The 18,485-nt window shown below is 66.0% G+C and carries 14 protein-coding genes; 13 read left to right on the top strand and 1 reads right to left on the bottom strand.

What is annotated here, in order from left to right:
* Nucleotides 1-104: 104 nt before the first annotated feature.
* The 10 genes from ACOCG7_RS12390 (at nt 105) to ACOCG7_RS12345 (ending at nt 10,940) form a co-directional block, all read left to right on the top strand.
* Entirely contained in the window at nt 105-773 is a 669-nt protein-coding gene (locus ACOCG7_RS12390) for a haloacid dehalogenase type II (protein WP_073428544.1), read from the top strand.
* 32 nt (nt 774-805) lie between these two features.
* A complete protein-coding gene (locus ACOCG7_RS12385) occupies nt 806-2,080 on the top strand; it encodes an NAD(P)/FAD-dependent oxidoreductase (protein WP_073428543.1) in 1,275 nt (424 codons plus the stop codon).
* Nucleotides 2,081-2,147: 67 nt separating this feature from the next.
* On the top strand, nt 2,148-3,764 hold the full coding sequence (locus ACOCG7_RS12380) for an ABC transporter substrate-binding protein (RefSeq protein WP_073428542.1): 1,617 nt from the start codon (nt 2,148-2,150) through the stop codon (nt 3,762-3,764).
* A gap of 132 nt (nt 3,765-3,896) precedes the next feature.
* Nucleotides 3,897-4,850 carry an ABC transporter permease gene (locus ACOCG7_RS12375; RefSeq protein ID WP_073428541.1) on the top strand — a complete coding sequence of 318 codons (954 nt, stop codon included), beginning with the start codon at nt 3,897-3,899 and terminating at the stop codon, nt 4,848-4,850.
* A complete protein-coding gene (locus ACOCG7_RS12370; RefSeq protein ID WP_073428540.1) occupies nt 4,847-5,800 on the top strand; it encodes an ABC transporter permease in 954 nt (317 codons plus the stop codon). The genes ACOCG7_RS12375 and ACOCG7_RS12370 overlap by 4 nt, the downstream gene beginning before the upstream one ends.
* Nucleotides 5,800-7,644, top strand: a complete 1,845-nt coding sequence (locus ACOCG7_RS12365; protein ID WP_073428539.1) for an ABC transporter ATP-binding protein — start codon at nt 5,800-5,802, stop codon at nt 7,642-7,644. The genes ACOCG7_RS12370 and ACOCG7_RS12365 overlap by 1 nt, the downstream gene beginning before the upstream one ends.
* Complete coding sequence (locus ACOCG7_RS12360) at nt 7,641-7,955, top strand: (2Fe-2S)-binding protein (protein ID WP_073428538.1); 315 nt, start codon at nt 7,641-7,643, stop codon at nt 7,953-7,955. The genes ACOCG7_RS12365 and ACOCG7_RS12360 overlap by 4 nt, the downstream gene beginning before the upstream one ends.
* Nucleotides 7,940-9,346 (top strand): NAD(P)/FAD-dependent oxidoreductase, encoded by a 1,407-nt coding sequence (locus tag ACOCG7_RS12355; RefSeq protein WP_073428537.1) that lies wholly within the window; start codon nt 7,940-7,942, stop codon nt 9,344-9,346. The genes ACOCG7_RS12360 and ACOCG7_RS12355 overlap by 16 nt, the downstream gene beginning before the upstream one ends.
* The gene (locus ACOCG7_RS12350) at nt 9,343-10,512 is read left to right on the top strand and encodes an NAD(P)/FAD-dependent oxidoreductase (RefSeq protein WP_073428536.1); all 1,170 of its coding nucleotides are present in this window, start codon (nt 9,343-9,345) and stop codon (nt 10,510-10,512) included. Before ACOCG7_RS12355 ends, ACOCG7_RS12350 begins: the two co-directional genes overlap by 4 nt.
* Nucleotides 10,509-10,940, top strand: a complete 432-nt coding sequence (locus ACOCG7_RS12345) for a helix-turn-helix domain-containing protein (protein WP_421375641.1) — start codon at nt 10,509-10,511, stop codon at nt 10,938-10,940. The genes ACOCG7_RS12350 and ACOCG7_RS12345 overlap by 4 nt, the downstream gene beginning before the upstream one ends.
* Here the strand turns inward: ACOCG7_RS12345 and prpR are convergent.
* Nucleotides 10,897-12,876, bottom strand: coding sequence for a propionate catabolism operon regulatory protein PrpR (gene prpR / locus ACOCG7_RS12340; protein WP_073428534.1), 1,980 nt, complete (start codon nt 12,874-12,876; stop codon nt 10,897-10,899). The two genes, ACOCG7_RS12345 and prpR, sit on opposite strands and share 44 nt — an antisense overlap.
* 220 nt (nt 12,877-13,096) lie before the next feature.
* Between prpR and prpC the strand changes: the two genes are divergently transcribed.
* The 3 genes from prpC to prpF all read left to right on the top strand — a co-directional run bounded on the left by prpC (nt 13,097) and on the right by prpF (nt 18,390).
* Nucleotides 13,097-14,266: a bifunctional 2-methylcitrate synthase/citrate synthase gene (gene prpC / locus ACOCG7_RS12335; protein ID WP_073428533.1), complete on the top strand. Its 1,170-nt coding sequence runs from the start codon at nt 13,097-13,099 to the stop codon at nt 14,264-14,266.
* A gap of 307 nt (nt 14,267-14,573) precedes the next feature.
* Nucleotides 14,574-17,171 carry a Fe/S-dependent 2-methylisocitrate dehydratase AcnD gene (gene acnD, locus ACOCG7_RS12330; RefSeq protein WP_073428532.1) on the top strand — a complete coding sequence of 866 codons (2,598 nt, stop codon included), beginning with the start codon at nt 14,574-14,576 and terminating at the stop codon, nt 17,169-17,171.
* A 31-nt stretch (nt 17,172-17,202) separates the two neighbouring features.
* The gene (prpF, locus tag ACOCG7_RS12325) at nt 17,203-18,390 is read left to right on the top strand and encodes a 2-methylaconitate cis-trans isomerase PrpF (protein WP_073428531.1); all 1,188 of its coding nucleotides are present in this window, start codon (nt 17,203-17,205) and stop codon (nt 18,388-18,390) included.
* Nucleotides 18,391-18,485: the final 95 nt, after the last annotated feature.

Genomic DNA, 18,485 nt, shown 5'->3' with positions numbered 1-18,485 from the left:
TCTATGTTTTTGCGCTGATTAAATCTTTTACAGGACTGAGCAGGATGGTTGCTGTTCCACCCATCGGGCTCGCTGCAAGTTCACCCCAACGAAAGGACTGCACCATGATCGATTTCGAACCGAAGTACATCACCTTCGATTGCTACGGCACGCTCACCAGATTCCGCATGGCCGAGATGACGCGCGAAATGTACGGCCACCTGCTGAACGCCGAGGACCTGGAGAAGCTCGTCGCGTTCTACTCGGGCTATCGCCGCGACGAAGTGCTCGGCGCATGGAAGCCGTACCGCGACGTGGTCGTGAACGCGCTGCGCCGCGCCTGCAAGCGCCTGAACGTCGAGTTCGACGAAGCGGGTGCGGAGAAGATCTATACCGCGGTGCCGACCTGGGGTCCGCACGCGGACGTGCCGGAAGGCCTCGCGCGTCTCGCGAAGAAGTACAAGCTGGTGATTCTGTCGAACGCGTCGAACAACCAGATTCAGAGCAACGTCGACAAGCTCGGCGCGCCGTTTCATGCGGTGTTCACGGCGGAGCAGGCGCAGTCGTACAAGCCGCGCATGCAAGGCTTCGAGTACATGTTCGATCAACTGAACTGCAATCCCGAAGACGTGCTGCACGTTTCGTCGAGCCTGCGCTACGACCTGATGACCGCGCACGACCTGGGCATCAAGCACAAGGCGTTCGTCAACCGCGGCCATGAACCGTCGACCCCGTACTACCAGTACTACGAGGTCAAGGACATTCCGCACCTGGCCTCGGAACTCGGCCTGTAAGCGGCTCATTGCGCAATTCAAGGACAGTCTGGATGAAGCTCGATTCCTATTGGCTCGACACCGCGCCGCCGCTCCTCTCGGCGTGTGAAGGCCCGGTCGACGGCGGCGCCGACGTGGTGGTGATCGGCGCCGGCTTCACCGGACTCTCGGCGGCGCAGGCGTTGGGCAAGCGCGGCGCGTCGGTGACGGTGCTCGACGCCGGGCGCATCGGCGGCGGCGCATCCGGGCGCAACGGCGGCCAGGTCAATACCGGCGTCGCGCAGGATTTCGTCGCGCTGGCCGCGCAACTCGGCATGGAGCGGGCGCGCGCCTGCTACCGCGCGTTCGCCGATGCGGTCGATACCGTCGAGCGCCTGATTCGCGAGGAGAACATCGACTGCGATTACCTCGCCACCGGCAAGCTGAAGCTGGCGTCCAAACCGCATCACGTTGCGCATCTGGAGAAAACGGCGGCGCTGATCCGGCGCGAAGTCGATACGAATATCGAACTGCTCGACCGTGAACGGATTCGCGATGAAGTGCAGTCGGAGAGCTTTTACGGCGGCTTGCTGCAACGCCACGGCGGCCAGATGCACATGGGCAAGTTCACGGTCGGTCTCGCGGATGCGGCCGTGCGCCACGGCGCGAAGCTGTACGAACACGCGGCCGTTTCCGCAATCGTGAAAGACGGCGCGGGCTACAGGATCACCACGACGCGCGGCGAAGTGCGCGCGAGGCAGGTGCTGATCGCGACCGGTCCGTCGCGGCATGGTCCGTTCGGCTGGTATCGGCGGCGTCTCGCGCCGGTCGGCTCGTTCATCGTCGTGACGGAGCCGCTTGCGCCGGAACTGCTGGCGCGGGTGTTGCCCAAGCGGCGCGCGTATACCACCACGCGCCTGATGCACAACTACTTCCGCGTGACGCCCGACGCGCGCTTGCTGTTCGGTGGCCGCGCGCGCTTCACGGCCTCGGAGCGTCCGTCCGATGCGAAGAGCGGGCGCATTCTGCAAGAAGGTCTCGCCGCGATGTTCCCGGCGCTTGCGAATGCCCGCATCGACTATTGCTGGGGCGGTCTGGTGGACATGAGCGCCGACCGTCTGCCGCACGCGGGGCAACACGACGGCGTTTATTTTTCGATGGGTTATAGCGGCCACGGCACGCAAATGTCGACGCACATGGGCCAGGTGATGGCCGACGTGATGGACGGGCGCGAAGCGCGCAATCCGTGGCGCGAGTCGGAATGGCCCGCGATTCCGGGCCACACCGGCAAGCCCTGGTTCCTGCCGCTCGTGGGGACGTATTACCGTATCAAGGACATTTTTTATTGAGTTCCCGTAGTTCCATTAGCCAATTAAAACCACGCAGCCATCCCTGCAATCCTCGCGGAGAAGTTCGATGAATAAGGAAAACTCGCAATACGGCGCTTTTGAACTCGACAACGGGTTGGAGCGATTGACAGCCAAGGGCGCCTCGCGGCGCGACGTGCTGCGTGCGATGGCCGCGGCCGGCATGATGTCGGTGACGGGCGCGGGCCTCCTCACCGCGAGCGGCGCGGCCTTTGCGCAAGCCAAGCCGAAGCAGGGCGGCAAGATTCGCGTGGCGACGCAGTCGGCGTCCGCAGCCGACACGCTCGACCCCGCGAAGGGCGCGCTCGGCACCGACTACGTGCGTTGCAACATGTTCTACAACGGCCTGACCGAACTCGATTCGCACCTCGGCGCGAAGATGGCGCTCGCCACTTCGCTGGAGACGAAGGACGCCATCGTGTGGGTCGCGAAGCTGCGCCCCGGCGTGCAGTTCCACGACGGCAAGTCGCTCGCGCCCGCGGACGTGGTCTACTCGATCATGCGTCACAAAGATCCGGCCACGGCGTCGAAAGCGAAGACGCTCGCCGACCAGATCAAGGAAGTGAAGGCCACCGGCCCGAACGAAGTGACGATCACGCTGGAAGGCCCGAACGCCGATCTGCCCGTGATTCTCGCCACCTCGCATTTCCTCATCATCAAGGACGGCACCAAGGAATTCAAAACGGCGGTCGGCACCGGCCCGTTCAAGGTCAAGGAATTCGCGCCGGGCGTGCGCACGGTCGGCGTGAAGAACGACAAGTACTGGAAGCCGGGCATGCCGCATCTGGACGAAGTGGAGCTGATCGGCATCGGCGACGAATCGGCGCGCGTGAACGCGCTGCTGTCCGGCGACGTGCAACTGATCAACGCGGTGAGCCCGCGCTCCACCACGCAGATCAAGAACGCGGGCGGCTTCTCCGTGCTCGAAACCAAGACCGGCCAGTACACCGACCTGATCGTTCGCGACGAAGGCGGAATTACCGGCAACGACGATTTCCGGCGAGGCATGATGTATCTGATGGACCGCGAGCAGATTCGCCGCGCGATCTTCCAGGGCTACGGCGCGATCGGCAACGATCAGCCGATCGATCCGACCAACAAGTATTACCTGGCCGGTCTGCCGCAGCGCACCGTCGATCTGGACAAGGCGAAGTTCCACTTCCAGAAGGCGAAAGTCGGCAGCGCGCCGATCCAGATTTTCGCGTCGCCGGCAGCCGAAGGCTCGGTGGAAATGGCGATGCTGCTTCAGCAGGTCGCGCCGCAAGCGGGGCTCAACCTGCAGGTGTCGCGCGTGCCGGCGGACGGCTTCTGGTCGAACCACTGGATGAAGCATCCGCTCGTGTACGGTTCGGTGAATGCGCGGCCGAGCGCCGACGTGCTGTTCACGCAGTTCTTCAAGTCCGACGCGCCGTGGAACGAGGCGAACTGGAAGAGCCCGAAGTTCGACCAGATGCTGGTCGCGGCGCGCGGCGAGCCGGACGACGACAAGCGCAAGAAGATCTACGGCGACATGCAGGTGCTGGTGCATGAAACGGGCGGCATCGGCATTCCGCTGTTCCAGAGTTCGCTGGATGCTTACACGACGAAGCTCAAGGGCCTCGGCTCGATTCCGCTGGCCGGCCTGATGGGCTTCATGTTCGCGGAAAACGTCTGGCTCGACGCCTGAACGCTTTCGCATTTTCGTATCGCTGCAAGTTCGGCCCGCCGGTCTGACGAACCGGAAAGCCAGGGTCGGTCATACGCACGCCGCGCGTTTTCGTTTTCGCGGCGTGCGGCTTCAACCTAAAGGCGACTCTCGATGAAAGCACACGCGCAACGACTCATCGCCGCGCGCCTCGGCCTTGCGCTGCTGACGCTGCTGCTGGTTTCGGCGGTGGTGTTCGCCATCACCGGCCTGCTTCCCGGCGATGCCGCACAGCAGGCGCTCGGCCAGGCGGCCACCCCCGAAGCCGTCGCGGCATTGCGGCATCAATTCGGCCTCGACCAGCCGGCGCTGCAACGCTACGTCGAGTGGCTCATGCATATTGTCACCGGCAACTTTGGCACTTCGATGTCAAACAATCTGCCGGTCAGCGAATTGATCGCCACGCGCCTGCCGAACTCGCTGGTGCTGGCCGGTCTCACGTCGCTCGTCTCGGTGCCGATCGCGTTGCTGATCGGCATTTCGTCGGCGATGTTCCGCGGCTCGCTGCTCGACCGCACGCTCAACGTGCTCACGCTTTCCACGGTGGCGGTGCCGGAATTCCTGGTCGCCACCATCGCGGTGCTGATCTTCGCGGTCAAGCTGCGCTGGCTGCCCGCGCTGTCGTACCTGTCGGAAGTGCATTCGTTCGGCGCGCTGCTGCGCATCTACGCGATGCCCGTGATGACGCTGTGCTGCGTGATCGTCGCGCAGATGGCGCGCATGACGCGCGCCGCGGTGCTCGATCAGCTCAATTCCTCGTATGTCGAGATGGCGATACTCAAGGGCGCCTCGCCCGTGCGCGTGGTGTGGCGGCACGTGTTGCCGAACACCATCGGTCCGATTGCCAACGCGGTGGCGCTGAGCCTGTCATATCTGTTCGGCGGCGTGGTGATCGTCGAATCGATCTTCAACTATCCCGGTCTCGCGAGCCTGATGGTGGATGCCGTGACGAACCGCGACATGCCGCTCGTGCAAGGCTGCGTGATGGTGTTCTGCGCGGCGTATCTCGCGCTCGTGCTGATCGCCGACCTGTGTCAAATCGTCTCCAACCCGAGGCTGCGCCGATGATGAGCCAACCGACCAACCCCCATGTTCCCCACGCCGGCACGGAACTGTACGACGTGAGCCGCGATGAACTCGTCGCTGATTCGGCGCCGCCGGGCGAGCCGACCCCCGCGCCGAAAACCGGTGTGTTGAAACGCCTCGTGCACCGCTTCTCGGTGCTCGGACTGATCGGCCTGCTGCTGGTGGCGTTCTGGCTGCTGATCGCATTCGTCGGTCCGCTCATCGCACCGTACAAAGGCGGCGCGCTCACCTCGACGGAAATTTTCGGCAGCTATGGCGCGGCCCATCCGCTCGGCACCGACTATCTCGGCCGCGACATGCTGAGCCGCATTCTCTACGGCGCGCGCTACACGGTCGGCCTCGCGCTGGCGGCGGCGCTGCTCGCGAGTTTGATCGGCACGTTCTTCGGCCTGCTCGCCGCGGTGTCCGGGCGCTGGGTCGACGAGATTCTGAGCCGTCTGTTCGACGCGATCATTTCGATTCCGAGCAAGGTGCTCGCGCTCGTCGTGATCGCCGCGTTCGGTTCGTCGATCACGATGCTGACGACCGTGGCCGCCGCGGCGTATATCCCCGGCGCGTTCCGCATTTCGCGCTCGCTCGCGATGAACGTGATGAGCCTCGAATACGTGCAGGTGGCCCGCGCGCGCGGCGAGGGCATCTTCTATATCGCGCGGGTCGAGGTGCTGCCGAACATGATTCATCCGATGCTCGCCGATTTCGGCCTGCGTTTCGTGTTCATCGTGCTGCTGCTGAGCGGGCTGAGTTTTCTCGGCCTCGGCGTGCAGCCGCCGAATGCCGACTGGGGCTCGCTCGTGCGCGAGAACATCGGCGGCTTGTCGGAGGGCGCGCCCGCGGTGCTGATGCCGGCCGTCGCCATCGCGACGCTGACCATCGGCATGAATCTGCTGATCGACAATTTGCGGCGTCGCGGCCGCAGCCACGGAGGCGCGTGATGGCTGAACGGGACATGATCGAAGTGAAGGGCCTGCGCGTGGTCGCGGGCGCCGCGCCGGCAGCCGTGACGGAGATCGTCAAGGGCGTCGATTTTTCGGTGAGGAAGGGCGAGGTGCTCGCGCTGATCGGCGAGTCGGGCTCGGGCAAGACGACCATCGCGCTGTCGCTGCTCGGCTATGCGCGCGCGGGCTGCGCGATTAGCGGCGGGTCGGTGCGCATCGGCGACGTGGATGTGCTGTCGCTCGACGCGAAGGGCCGCCGCGCGTTGCGAGCGCGCACGGTGGCCTATGTGGCGCAGAGCGCGTCGGCGGGTTTCAATCCCGCGCGCACGATCATGGATCAGGTCACCGAGCCGGCGCTGCTGCATCAGTTGATGACGAAAGACGCCGCGCGCGCCAAGGCGATCGGCCTGTTCCGCTCGCTTGCGTTGCCCGCGCCGGAAACGCTCGGCGAGCGCTATCCGCATCAGGTGTCGGGCGGGCAGTTGCAGCGCTTGATGGCCGCGATGGCGCTGATCACCGATCCGGCCGTCGTCGTATTCGACGAACCGACCACCGCGCTCGACGTCACCACGCAGATCGAAGTGCTCGCGGCCTTCAAGAAGGTGATCCGCGAACTCGGCACGACGGCGGTGTACGTGTCGCACGACCTGGCTGTGGTTGCGCAGATGGCCGACCGCATCGTCGTGTTGAACGGCGGCGCGGTGAAGGAAAACGGCGCGGTCGCGCAAGTGCTCGACGCGCCCGTCGACGCCTACACGCGCCAGTTGCTGGCCGCCACGCGCCGCCCGGAAGCCGCGTTGGAAACGCCGCCGCAGTCCGGAAAACACGTGCCGCCGCTGCTCGAGATTCGCGGACTCGCGGCCGGCTATGGCCGCCTCGACCGCTTCGGCGCGCCGGCCGTGCGCGTGCTCGACGACGTCAGCCTGTCGATCGCGCGCGGCAGCACGCTCGGCGTGATCGGCGAATCGGGTTCCGGCAAGACGACGCTCGCGCGCGTGGTGGCGGGGCTGGTCGACCGGGCGCGCGGCGAGGTGCTGTTCAACGGCGAGGCGTTGCCCGCGCAACTCTCGCGCCGCACGCCGGAGCAATACCGGCAGATTCAGATCGTGTTTCAGAACGCCGATACCGCGCTGAACCCGAGCCATTCGATCGCCGATATCCTCGCGCGGCCGCTCGCGTTCTATCACCATCTGCGCGGCTCGGCGGCGAAGAAGCGGATGCTGGCGCTGCTCGATCTGGTCAAGCTGCCGGCCTCGATCGCCACGCGCACGCCGGCCGGACTTTCCGGCGGCCAGAAGCAGCGCGTGAACCTGGCGCGCGCGCTCGCCGCCGATCCCGCGTTGATTCTCTGCGACGAAGTGACGTCCGCGCTCGACACGGTGGTCGGCGCGGCGATCCTCGATCTGCTGGCCGAATTGCGGCGCGAACTGGGCGTGTCGTACATGTTCATCAGCCACGACATTTCCACGGTGCGCGCGATCTGCGACGAAGTGATCGTGCTGTACGCAGGGCATCGCGTGGAAGCCGGGCAGCGCGACGTGCTCGCCGCGCCGCCGTATCACCCGTACACGGGCTTGCTGGTGGACTCGGTGCCCGCGTTGAAACCCGGCTGGCTCGACGCGCGCCGCGAGATCAACGCCGCCGCGTTGCCGCCGCTCGGCGAGAGCGCCGGGATTCCCGAGTTGTGCGCGTTCCGCGCGCGCTGCCCGGTGCGCATCGACGGCATGTGCAACATGACGCCGCCTTCGCTCAAGAAGCTGCCTTCGGGCGCGGAAATCCTTTGCCATCATTCGACATCCGAGCTGAATCGCCTGCAGACCCTGGAGGCCATTCCGGCATGAACGGACGATTCGTACGGCTTGCGGAGCAGGGCCGCAAGACTTTTGCGATCACGGTGGACGGCGTCGTGCGCGAAGCCGCCGAGGGCGACACGCTGATGGTCGCGCTGCTGACCGGCATGAACACGTTGCGCGATTCCGAATTCGGCGACGGCCGCCGCGCCGGTTTCTGTTTGATGGGCGCGTGCCAGGACTGTTGGGTATGGACGGCGGCGGGCGAGCGCGTGCGCGCGTGCAGCACGCCGGCGGCGCCCGGCATGTCGATCGTGACGAAACTCGCCGAAGCCGGGGAGGGCGTATGGCCCCGCGCGTAGTCGTCATCGGGAGCGGGCCGGCGGGCGTGCGCGCCGCGCAGGCGCTGGTGGAGGCGGGGCTGCGGCCCACGGTCATCGACGAAGGGCGGCGCGATGGCGGGCAGATCTATCGGCGGCAACCGGAAGGGTTTTCGCGCAGCTACGACACGCTTTACGGCACCGAGGCGGAACGCGCCGCTTCGCTGCACGCGAGTTTCGATGCGCTGAAAAGCATGATCGACTATCTGCCGGAAACGCTCGTGTGGAATATCTCGCCGAACGCCGTGCATCTGGTGAGCGGCACGCGTTATCGCACGCTCGCGTTCGATTCGCTGATCGTGTGCAGCGGCGCGACCGATCGGCTGATGCCGGTCAAGGGCTGGCACCAGGCGGGCGCCTATAGCCTCGGCGGCGCGCAAGTCGCGCTGAAATCGCAGGGCTGCGCGATCGGCTCGCGCATCGTGATGATGGGCAGCGGTCCGCTGTTGTACCTCGTCGCGGCGCAATACGTGAAGGCGGGCGCACAGGTGGCCGCGGTGCTCGATACGTCGACGCTCATGCAGCGCGTGGCCGCGTTGCCGCGTTTGCTGGCGATTCCCGCCGCTTTGAAGAAAGGCATCGCATTGACGCGCGTGCTGACGCAAGCGCGCGTGCCTGTTCATCGCGGCGTGCAGCCTGTCGAAATCAAGGGCTCGCCGCACGACGGCGTGAGCGGCGTCGAGGTGGCGTTGCCCGGCGGCGAGCGGATCGAGATTGCGTGCGACGCCGTGGCGCTCGGTTATCACTTGCGCCCGGAGACGCAACTCGCGGACCTCGCGGGTTGCCGCTTCCTGTTCGACGCCGATACACAGCAGTGGCTCCCGCAAATCGACGACGACGGCCGCGGCAGCGTCAAAGGCGTCTATCTGGCCGGCGACGGCGCAAGGGTGCGCGGCGCGGACGCGGCGGAACGTTCGGGACGCCTCGCGGCGCTCGCGGTTCTGCACGATCACGGCATGCACGTCGAGGGGATGGAGCGCTTGCGTCGCGAACTCGCGCGCTTCACGCGCTTTGCCGCGGGCTTGCGCGCGGCCTTTCCGTGGCCGGCGAAATTCGCCGCGTCGCTGCCGGATGAAACCATCGTCTGCCGTTGCGAAGCGATCACGGCGGGCGAATTGCGCCGCGTCGTGCGCGCGACCGGCGCGCAGGAAGCCAATCGCGCGAAGGCGTTTTCGCGCGTCGGCATGGGACGCTGCCAGGGACGCTATTGCGGCCACGCGGGCGCGGAGATCATCGCGGCGGCGGCGTCCGTGCCCTTGGCTTCGGTGGGGCGCTTGCGCGGGCAGGCGCCTGTCAAGCCGCTGCCTGTCGCGTTGACCGAAGCTTCAATCGAAGCGGCCAGCACCGAAGCAAGCGCGGAGATAAGCGAATGAGCGCGGCGACCCATAACGAAGCCGATGTGATCGTGATCGGCGGCGGCATCATGGGCACGACGACCGCGTTCTTCCTGCGTCGGCGCAAGCGCTCGGTGATCCTGCTCGAACGCGGACTCACGGGCCAGCAGGCGAGCGGCGTGAACTTCGGCGGGATTCGCCGCCAGGGGCGCGCGCTGCCGCAACTGGCGATGGCGAACCGCGCGCTGCGCACATGGCAACGCTCGGCGGAACTGCTCGGCGAGGACATCGAGTTTCTGCCGGTGGGCCATACGCGCGTGTGCTACCACCAGAAGGACGTCGAGAACTTCGATCAGTACGCGATCGACGCGCGCGCCTACGGTCTCGACCTCGAAGTGCTGCACGGCGAAGCGCTGTTCCGGCGTTTCCCGTTTCTCGGCCGCGAGGTGCTGGCCGCCTCCATTTCGCCGTTCGACGGTCATGCGAATCCGCGCCTCGCCGCGCCCGCGTTCGGCCGGGCCGCCGCACGGCTCGGCGCGCGCGTGGTCGAGAACACGGAAATCGTGCGCGTCGAAAAAGAGGCTGGCCGGTTTCGCGTGCAGAGCGCGCGCGGCGACGTGTATTGGGCCGCGCAGCTCGTGATTTGCGCCGGCGCCTGGGCGAGCCGTCTGAGCGAGCAGTTCGGCGAAGCGGCCCCGCTCACCACGCACGGGCCGCAAATGTGCGTGACCGAACCGGTGCCGTATGTCTTCAAATCGTCGATGGGCGTGTTCACGTCGATCAAGGAAGAGAGCATCTATTTCCGGCAGATTCCGCGCGGCAACATCATCGTGGGCGGCGGGCCGCCAGGTCCCGCGGATGCGCTGACGTGCCGCGCGTCGGTGCTGCCGATCAACACCGTGCGCCAGCTCGCGCAAATGCGGCGGCTAGTACCCGCATTGGCGCCGCTCAATGTGATTCGCGTGTGGAGCGGCGTCGAAAGTTATCTGCCCGACGGCGAACCGGTGATCGGTCCGAGCAGCAAGGTCGACGGCCTCTTCTATGCGTTCGGCTTCAACGGCGCGGGCTTTCAGATCGGCCCCGGCGTCGGCGAGACGATGGCCGAACTGCTCGGCACCGGCAACGCCGCGATTCCCCTCGACGTGTTTTCCATCGCGCGGTTCGCGAAGCAGCCGGCGGCCAGCTCGACGGTCGCGGCGTCATGAAACAGTCGATCAGCCTGAATGCCGCGCGGGCGTTCATCGAAGCGCATTTCGACGAACCGGTGACGCTCGCGCAACTGGCCGCGTTGTCCGCGTTGAGCGTGTCGCGCTTCGCGACGGTGTTCCGGCAGCAATACGGTTCATCGCCATATCGCTATCTGTGCGGGCTGCGGATTCAGCGCGCGCAGACGCTGTTGCTCGCAGGCGTGCCGGGGTCGGTCGTCGCGACGGAGGTTGGTTTCTTCGATCAGAGCCATTTCGGGCGGCATTTCAAGCGGTGCTGCGGGATGACGCCGAGCATGTTCATCGCGCGCGCGGGGGCCAAGGCGACCCATGCGACCCATGCGACCCATGCGACCCATGCGACCAAACAGGGCGACGCGATGTCTACTGTGTCGCGTTCAGCTTCCGCCATAACGTCGTCTTGCTGATGCCGAGCGCCTCGCACACCGCGTCGCGATCGCCGTCGTGCGCGGCGAGCGCGGCGCGGATCTCGTCGGCTTCCACGTGACGGCTGCGCTCGCGTAGCGTGAGCGCGGTTTTTTTCGCGCGTGCGTGCGGCTCGAAGATTTCTGGCGCGACGGTGCGCAGCATGTCGCGTGTGAGGATGGATTTGGCATCGGCATCCGTTGCCGCGTGGGTGTCGGGGCCGGTGTCCGCGTCCGCCAGTTCGACCGCGATCCGTTCGGTCACGTTCTGCAATTCACGCACGTTGCCCGGCCATGCGTAACGGCGCAATGGCTCGGCAAGCTCCGCAAGCGTGCGTCGAGCGGCCTCCGTATCGGGCAGGCGCGCCGCGAGCCTCGGTTCGCGCGCCGCGGCTTGCAGCAGCAGTTCGGCGGCGAGCGGCAGCAGGTCGGTGGGCCGCTCGCGCAGCGGCGGCAGCGCGATGCTCAGAATGTTGAGCCGGTAGTACAGGTCCGCGCGAAAACGGCCCGCCGCGATGCCCTCGGTCAACGCGCGATGCGTCGCCGCGACCACGCGAATGTCGACGCGCGTCGGCTCCGTCGAACCGAGCCGCACGACTTCGCGTTCCTGCAGCACGCGCAGCAGCCGGCTTTGCAACGACAACGGCATCTCGCCGATTTCATCGAGAAACAGCGTGCCGCGATGCGCGACTTCGATCAGTCCCGCCTTGCCGCCCTTGCGCGCGCCGGTGAACGCGCCTTCCTCGTAGCCGAACAATTCGCTTTCCAGCAAGGCCTCGGGAAACGCGCCGCAATTGATCGCGACGAACGCGAAGTCGCGCCGCGCGCTCAGTCGATGCATGCTCTGCGCGACCATTTCCTTGCCGGTGCCGCTCTCGCCGAGAATCAGCACGGTGGCGTCCGATCGCGCATAGCGCCGCACGAGCGAGCGCACCCGTTCGATCGATGCGGATGCGCCGACGATGTCGTCGAGCCGGTAGCGCGCGCTGAACTGCTGCACGCGTTGCCGCGAGCGCAGCGTGCGGTCGAGTTTTTCGACGGCGCGCGATTCCTGAAACGTCAGCACGGTGCCCGCCGCCGCGCCGCTGCTCGCCAGCGGTCCGCGATGCACGACGTAGCTCGCGCCGCGCACCGTGCAGAAGGAGTCGCCGTCCGAGTCCGGCAAGCTGCCCGCCAGGTCGGGCGCGAGTTCCCGTAGCGGGCGGCCCGCCGCCTTTGCCGCGTCGAGGCCGAGGACGTCGGCGAGGCGTTGATTCATCGCTTCGACGCGGCCTTGCGCATCGAGCGCGACCACGCCGTCGCGCAGATGTTGCAGCAGATTGTCGAGCCGTTGACGGCGAAGCGTTTCGCGGCGAGTGGCCTGCGCGACTTCGAGCGCGGTATCGAATGCGGCGCGCACCGACGCGCGCGAATAGAGAAACACCGCGCCCATGCCGGCGCTTGCGGCGAGATCGGTCACGAGTCCGGGGCCGACCACCACGTCGATGCCGCGATCGCGCAGATCGAGCACGACGCTCTCGGCGTCCTGCGCCGACTCATAGGAGGCGAACGTCACGTCGAGTTCGTAAGCGGCCGTGAAGCGGCGCACTTCGTCGGGCGTGTCGCCGTGCGTGACGAGCGCGACCCGCGCGCCGTCGCGGCGGGCCCGCGCGAGCGCATGCATCACGTCGAAGCCGGTCGGGTTGATCAGCACGACGGGAACCGCGACACGCGTTTTCAGATACGCGCCGCTGGAGCCGCCGGCGATCACGACATCGGGACGGCCCGCGCCCGCGGCGTCGATTTCGCGCACCGCATCCTCGAAGCCCTGCGCGACGATGCGCAGGTCCGCGATTTCGACATATTCGCCGGCGATGTCGAAAAACAGATCGCGCAAGCGGCTGATGCTGACGGCCCAGATGCGCGGGCGCTGGGGAGAGTCGAAATGGGGCGTGCTCAAGGTCGGACGGCTCCTGCGAGGCTGCTTACGGGTGCCGTCATTATGCGCGCATCGGTTTCTGATTTGAAATTTGAATTTCATTTGTGAAATTCGGCGCGGCGCGCGGCGGCCTGCTCTTTTTTGAGAAATCAGGCACTTAGCCCGCTCGGCGCCGCCTGGCCCGTTCTTTGCAATTTGGACTTCCATCCAAAACTTCCCCCATGCATCTGGAGACGAACTCATGAGCGAAGCAGACAACAGCACGCCGAACGCGGGCGCGTTCAAACCGAAAAAGTCCGTGGCGCTGTCCGGCGTGACCGCGGGGAATACGGCGCTGTGCACGGTCGGCAAGACCGGCAACGACCTGCACTACCGGGGTTACGACATTCTCGACCTCGCCGGCGCGTGCGAATTCGAGGAGATCGCGTACCTGCTGGTCCACGAGAAACTGCCGACCCAGGCCGAACTGGGCGCCTACAAGACGAAGCTCAAGGCGCTGCGCGGCCTGCCCGCGAACGTGAAGGCCGCGCTCGAATGGATTCCCGCCGCCGCGCATCCGATGGACGTGATGCGCACGGGCGTCTCGGTGCTCGGCACCGTGCTCCCGGAAAAGGACGATCACAACCTGCCGGGCGCGCGCGACATCGCCGACAAACTGATGGCCTCGCTCGGCTCGATGCTGCTCTACTGGTATCACTACTCGCACAACGGCAGGCGCATCGAGGTCGAAACCGACGACGACTCGATCGGCGGCCATTTCCTGCATCTGCTGCATGGCGTGGCGCCGTCGAAGTCGTGGGTCGACGCGATGCATGTGTCGCTGAACCTGTACGCGGAGCATGAGTTCAACGCGTCGACCTTCGCCGGCCGCGTGATCGCGGGCACGGGCTCGGACATCTATTCGGCGATCACCGGCGCGATCGGCGCGCTGCGCGGCCCGAAGCACGGCGGCGCGAACGAAGCCGCGTTCGAGATCCAGTCGCGCTACCCGACACCCGACGAAGCCGAGGCGGACATCCGCCGTCGCGTGGAGAACAAGGAAGTGGTGATCGGCTTCGGCCACCCGGTGTACACGATCTCCGATCCGCGCAACAAGGTGATCAAGGAAGTCGCGCGAAAACTCTCGAAGGAAGCGGGCAACACCAAGCTGTTCAGCATCGCGGAGCGACTTGAAACAGTGATGGCTGAAGTGAAAAAGATGTTTCCAAATCTCGACTGGTTCAGCGCGGTTTCGTACCACATGATGGGCGTGCCGACGGCGATGTTCACGCCGCTCTTCGTGATCTCGCGCACGGCAGGCTGGAGCGCGCACATCATCGAGCAGCGCATCGACAACAAGATCATCCGGCCGAGCGCGAATTACACCGGACCGGACGATTTGCCGTTCGTGCCGTTGGCGAAGCGGGTTTAAGGGCGTTTGAAAAACGCGCAAGCCGCGAACGTTGAACGCGTGAAAGCCTGGCTGCCAGCTTTGCTCCTCCATTGCGTCCAAAGAGCGCGACGCGATGAAGTTAAGCCTTGGTTCGCCCATACCCCGAGCCAAGGCTGTTTTTTGCAGCGCGTTCACGAAGCCGCCCGCAAACCTGCACGCTACGCGAGCTACACTCCACTTACTGTTTGACCGACCCGCCAGCGAAGCGCCGCGTTGAAAAGGCGTGGCGGATCGTGACCCACGGCCGCCGCCACCGTCCCCGAATCGATACTGTTTTTCTCAAGCCATGAATACTGCAAACCGCAAACGCCTTCCCGGCACCCGGCTCGATTTCTTCGACACGCGCGCCGCCGTCGACGCGATCCAGCCCGGCGCTTACGACACGCTGCCGTACACGTCCCGCGTGCTGGCCGAAAACCTGGTGCGCCGCTGCGATCCGGTGACGCTCGTCGCGTCGCTCAAGCAGATCATCGAACGCAAGCGCGAGCTGGATTTCCCGTGGTTTCCGGCGCGCGTGGTGTGTCATGACATTCTCGGTCAGACCGCGCTGGTCGACCTCGCCGGTCTGCGCGACGCAATCGCCGCGCAAGGCGGCGATCCGGCGCTGGTCAACCCGGTGGTCCCCACGCAACTCGTGGTGGATCATTCGCTCGCCGTCGAGTGCGGCGGCTTCGATCCCGACGCGTTCGCGAAGAACCGCGCGATCGAAGACCGTCGCAATGAAGACCGCTTCGATTTCATCAACTGGACCAAGCGCGCGTTCAGGAACGTCGACGTGATTCCGCCGGGCAACGGCATCCTGCATCAGATCAATCTGGAGCGCATGAGCCCGGTGGTGCAGGTGAGCGACGGCGTGGCCTTTCCCGATACGCTGGTGGGCACCGATTCGCATACGCCGATGGTCGACGCGCTCGGCGTGATCGCGATCGGCGTGGGCGGTCTCGAAGCCGAAAGCGTGATGCTGGGCCGCGCGTCGTATATGCGCCTGCCGGACATCGTCGGCGTGGAACTGACGGGCAAGCCGGGCGAGGGCATCACGGCGACCGACGTGGTGCTCTCGTTGACCGAATTCCTGCGCAACGAAAAAGTGGTCGGCGCGTATCTGGAGTTCTTCGGCGAAGGCACGGCGCGGCTGACCTTGGGCGACCGCGCGACCATCGCCAACATGGCGCCCGAATTCGGCGCCACCGCCGCGATGTTCTACATCGACGGGCAGACCATCAAGTACCTCAAGCTCACGGGCCGCGACGACGAACTGGTCAAGCTGGTCGAGACTTACGCGAAGGAAACCGGCCTGTGGGCGGATAGCCTGAAGAACGCCGACTACGAGCGCGTGCTGAAGTTCGATCTCTCCAGCGTGGTGCGCACGCTGGCCGGTCCGTCGAATCCGCATCGCCGCTTGCCGGTGTCCGAACTCGCCGCGCGCGGCATCAGCGGCAAGGTGGAGAACGAGCCGGGCCTGATGCCGGACGGCGCGGTGATCATCGCCGCGATCACGAGTTGCACGAATACCAACAACCCGCGCAACATGATCGCCGCCGGGCTGCTGGCGCGCAACGCGAACCGGCGCGGACTCACGCGCAAGCCGTGGGCGAAGACTTCGCTCGCGCCGGGCTCGAAGGCGGTCACGCTGTATCTGGAAGAAGCGGGGCTGCTGCCGGAACTGGAGCAACTCGGCTTCGGCGTGGTCGCGTATGCGTGCACGTCGTGCAACGGCATGTCGGGCGCGCTGGACCCGGCGATCCAGAAAGAAATCGTCGAGCGCGATCTGTATGCGACCGCCGTGCTGTCCGGCAACCGCAACTTCGACGGCCGTATTCATCCGTATGCGAAGCAGGCGTTTCTGGCTTCGCCGCCGCTGGTGGTGGCGTATGCGATCGCGGGGACGATCCGCTTCGACATCGAAAAGGACGTGCTCGGTATCGACGCCGACGGCCATGCCGTCACGCTGAAGGACATCTGGCCGTCGGATGAGGAGATCGACGCGGTGGTCGCGTCGAGCGTGAAGCCGGAACAGTTCCGCAAGGTGTACGAGCCGATGTTCGCGGTTTCCGTCGACACCGGCGAGAAAGCGAATCCGCTCTACGACTGGCGGCCGATGAGCACCTACATTCGCCGTCCGCCGTACTGGGAAGGCGCGCTCGCCGGCGAGCGCACGCTTAAGGGCATGCGCCCGCTCGCGGTGCTCGGCGACAACATCACCACCGACCACCTGTCGCCGTCCAACGCGATCCTGGCGGACAGCGCCTCGGGCGAATACCTCGCAAAAATGGGCTTGCCGGAAGAGGACTTCAATTCGTACGCGACGCATCGTGGCGACCACCTCACCGCGCAGCGCGCCACCTTCGCGAACCCGACGCTGAAGAACGAGATGGTGCTGGAAGACGGCAAGGTGAAGGCCGGCTCGCTGGCTCGCATCGAACCGGAGGGCAAGGTCACGCGCATGTGGGAAGCGATTGAAACCTACATGGAGCGCAAGCAGCCGCTGATCGTGATCGCCGGGGCCGACTACGGCCAGGGTTCGTCGCGCGACTGGGCGGCCAAGGGCGTGCGTCTTGCCGGCGCGGAAGCGATCGTCGCGGAAGGCTTCGAGCGCATTCACCGCACGAATCTGGTGGGCATGGGCGTGTTGCCGCTGGAGTTCAAGCCCGGCGTGAACCGCATCACGCTCGCCATCGACGGCACGGAAACCTTCGACGTGATCGGCGAGCGCAAGCCGCGCGCCGACCTCACGCTGGTGATTCATCGCAGGAACGGGGAGCGCGTGGATGTGCCGGTGACGTGCCGGCTCGATACCGCCGAGGAAGTCTCTATTTACGAAGCCGGCGGCGTGTTGCAGCGCTTCGCGCAGGACTTTCTCGAATCGTCGAAAGCGGCGGCTTGATCAACAAGACGCCAACCAGGACACCATCAACATGGCCCACCAGCCTCAGATCAAGATTCCGGCCACCTACATGCGTGGCGGCACCAGTAAAGGCGTGTTCTTTCGCCTGCAGGATTTGCCCGAAGCCGCGCAAGCGCCGGGCGCGGCGCGCGACGCGCTGCTGCTGCGCGTGATCGGCAGCCCCGACCCGTACGGCAAGCAGATCGACGGCATGGGCGGCGCGACGTCGAGCACCAGCAAGACGGTGATCATCGCCAAAAGCAGCAAGCCCGATCACGACGTGGATTACCTGTTCGGCCAGGTCTCGATCGACAAGGCGTTCGTCGACTGGAGCGGCAACTGCGGCAATCTCTCGGCCGCCGTGGGACCGTTCGCGATCGGCGCGGGCCTCGTCGACCCGAGCCGCGTTCCGCGCGACGGCGTGGCGGTCGTGCGCATCTGGCAGGCGAATATCGGCAAGACGATCATCGGCCACGTGCCGATGACCGACGGCGCGGTGCAGGAAACCGGCGACTTCGAACTCGACGGCGTCACGTTTCCCGCCGCCGAGGTGCAACTCGAATTCATGGACCCGGCCGCGGAAGAAGAAGGCGCGGGCGGCTCGATGTTCCCGACCGGCAATCTGGTCGACGACCTCGAAGTGCCGGGCGTCGGCACGCTGAAGGCGACGATGATCAACGCCGGCATTCCCACCATCTTCGTGGAGGCGGCAGCGATCGGCTATCGGGGCACCGAGTTGCAGGACGCCATCAACAGCGACGAAAAAGCGCTGGCGATGTTCGAGACGATCCGCGCGCACGGCGCGCTGCGCATGGGCCTCATCGAGCATCTCGATGAGATCGCGACGCGTCAGCACACGCCGAAAATCGCCTTCGTCGCCAAGCCCGCCGACTACGTGGCGTCGAGCGGCAAGCGCATCGGCGCGGGCGATGTGGATCTGCTGGTGCGGGCGATGTCGATGGGCAAGCTGCATCACGCGATGATGGGCACGGCCGCGGTGGCGATCGGCACGGCGGCCGCGATTCCGGGCACGCTCGTGAATCTCGCCGCCGGCGGCGGCGCGCGCGAGGCGGTGCGCTTCGGGCATCCGTCCGGCACGTTGCGCGTGGGAGCGCAAGCGAGCCGCAACGGCGACGAGTGGACCGTCACCAAGGCCATCATGAGCCGTAGCGCGCGGGTGCTGATGGAAGGGTGGGTGCGCGTGCCCCCGCCGGCTTGACGGACACGCGACGCCGCAACTGAGCCGGCTTGCACCGGCCAGCAGGTGCAAGCCGGCCGCGACGACACGATTCGCCGTCGCGTGGGGCACGCACT

The organism is Paraburkholderia sp. DD10, assembly GCF_049177125.1.
Taxonomy (GTDB): domain Bacteria; phylum Pseudomonadota; class Gammaproteobacteria; order Burkholderiales; family Burkholderiaceae; genus Paraburkholderia; species Paraburkholderia terricola.
The sequence above is the reverse complement of the archived record's forward strand: the minus strand, read 5'-3'. Positions and strand labels throughout refer to the sequence as shown.